This window comes from Agromyces binzhouensis (genome assembly GCF_004135055.1).
Classification (GTDB): Bacteria; Actinomycetota; Actinomycetes; order Actinomycetales; family Microbacteriaceae; genus Agromyces; species Agromyces binzhouensis.
Genome location: NZ_SDPL01000475.1, coordinates 1 through 2166, shown reverse-complemented (window position 1 = coordinate 2166; position 2166 = coordinate 1). Strand labels below are relative to the sequence as shown.

The 2166-nt window shown below is 73.8% G+C and carries 2 protein-coding genes; both read right to left on the bottom strand.

The features are described 5' to 3' along the window. On the bottom strand, window positions 1-1369 hold a 1369-nt coding region (locus ESO86_RS15830), incomplete at its 3' end, for an FAD-dependent oxidoreductase (protein ID WP_129235821.1). Between the two features lie 62 nt (window positions 1370-1431). Next, window positions 1432-2166: uroporphyrinogen-III C-methyltransferase (gene cobA, locus ESO86_RS15825; protein WP_129235820.1), on the bottom strand; the 735-nt coding region annotated here is incomplete at its 5' end.

Genomic DNA, 2166 nt, shown 5'->3' with positions numbered 1-2166 from the left:
CGACCTTCACGCGCTCGCGCGCGACCGGACCCTCGAACGCCTCGCCGAGCGAGCGCTCGTGCGCGTCGAGCGCGAGCCATCCGGCCCAGGTCGTGAAGCGGATGCCGCGGGCCTCGAGCAGCTCGAGCACCTCGTCGCCCTCGGCCGCATCGACCGTCGGTGCGACCCCGGGCGACGCGAGCACGCCCGCGCGCGCGTCGGCCACCAGGTTCGTGATCGTCTCGAGGGCGTCGCCCTTGGTGTGCCCGATGAGCCCGACGGGGCCGCGCTTGATCCAGCCGGTGGCGTAGACGCCGGCGACGGGGGCGCCGGAGGCATCCGTCACCCGGCCGCCGTCGTTGGGGATCACGCGCGCCGACTCGTCGAACGGCACGCCCGCGATCGGCGAGCTCGCGTAGCCGACCGCGCGGTACACGGCCTGCACGGGCACGTCGACGAACTCGCCCGTGCCGACGACCGAGCCGTCGCCGACCGGACGGGTGCGCTCGAAGCGCACGCCCTCGACGGCGTCGGTGCCGAGCACCTCGACGGGCGAGTGGAAGAAGTGCAGGTGCAGTCGGCGCGACGCGGTCGGCTCCCAGTCGGAGGGCTTGCGCCATCCGTTGAGCGTGCGCGTCATCACCTTGACCTGGTTGTTCGTCGCGAGCAGGTGCGCGGCGTGCTCGTCGCCCTCGGCCCGCGCGAAGTCGTCGTCGTACACGACGATGTCGACGTCGGGCACCTCGCCCAGCTCGCGCAGCTCGATCGGCGTGAACTTCACCTGCGACGGCCCGCGACGGCCGAACACGTGCACGTCGGTCACGGGCGAGGCCAGCAGCCCCGCGTGCACGTTCGCCGGGATGTCGGTCGAGAGCAGGTCGGCCGGGTGCTTCGCGAGCACCCGCGCCACGTCGAGCGCCACGTTGCCGTTGCCGATCACCGCGATCGACTCGGCCTCGAGCGGCCAGTCGCGCGGCACGTCGGGGTGCCCGTCGTACCAGGCCACGAGGTCGGCCGCGCCGTACGAGCCGGGCAGGTCGATGCCGGGGATCTCGAGCGGAGCGTCCTTCAGGGCGCCCGTCGCGAAGATCACGGCGTCGTAGCGCTCGCGCAGCTCGTCGACCGTGACGTCGCGGCCCACCTCGACGTTGCCGATGAGGCGGATCGTGCCCTCGTCGAGCATCTCGTGCAGCGAGTTCACGATGCCCTTGATGCGCGGGTGGTCGGGCGCGACGCCGTAGCGGATCAGGCCGTACGGCGCGGGCAGCGACTCGAACAGGTCGATCGCGACCTCGCCGCCGGCCTCGTCGACCTGGCGGCGGAGGATGTTGCCCGCGTAGATGCCGGCGGGGCCGGCGCCGACGATCGCGACACGGAGGGAGAGGGTCATGGGGGCATGGCCTTTCGGAGGAGTGCAGGGGAAGGGCTGGACGGGACGGGGTGGACGGCGGGTCAGTCGATGGCCGGCGGCGCCGTGAGGGCGGATGCCGCGAGCTCGGCGGGCGCGTACGGGCTCAGCCGCACGACGTCGCCGACCACCACGACCGCGGGCGACCGCACGCCCCGCACCGCCGCCTGGTGGGCGATCGTGTCGAGCGTGCCGATCGTCACTCGTTGGCGAGGGCCGTACCCATCCTCCACGATCGCGACGGGGCACTCGCTCCCGCGCTCGCCGCGGGCGAGCGTGATCGCGGAGTTCGCGAGCGTTCCGACGCCCATGAGCAGCACGACCGTGTGGTCGCGTCCGCCACCCAGCGCGCGGATCTGGTCGTGGCCCGTGACGACCGTGAACGTCGTCGCGAGCCCGCGGTGCGTGAGCGGGATGCCGGCGATCGCGGGCACCGAGACGGCGCTCGTGATGCCCGGCACGACCTCGACGTCGACGCCGCGCTCGCGGCAGTACGCGAGCTCCTCGCCGCCGCGACCGAAGACGTAGGGGTCCCCGCCCTTGAGGCGGACGACCCGCCTGCCGCCCTGCGCGAGCGTGACGAGCAGCTCGTTGATGGCGTCCTGCGGCACCGCGTGGTGGCCGGGCAGCTTTCCGACGTCGACGACCTCGGCCGAGAGCTGCACGCCCTCGGCGGCGAGCCCGTCGAGCACGGCGCGCGCGCCGAGGCGGTCGGCGACGATCACGTCGGCCGCCTCGAGGGCGCGGAGGCCGCGCAGGGTGATGAGCCCGGGGTCGCC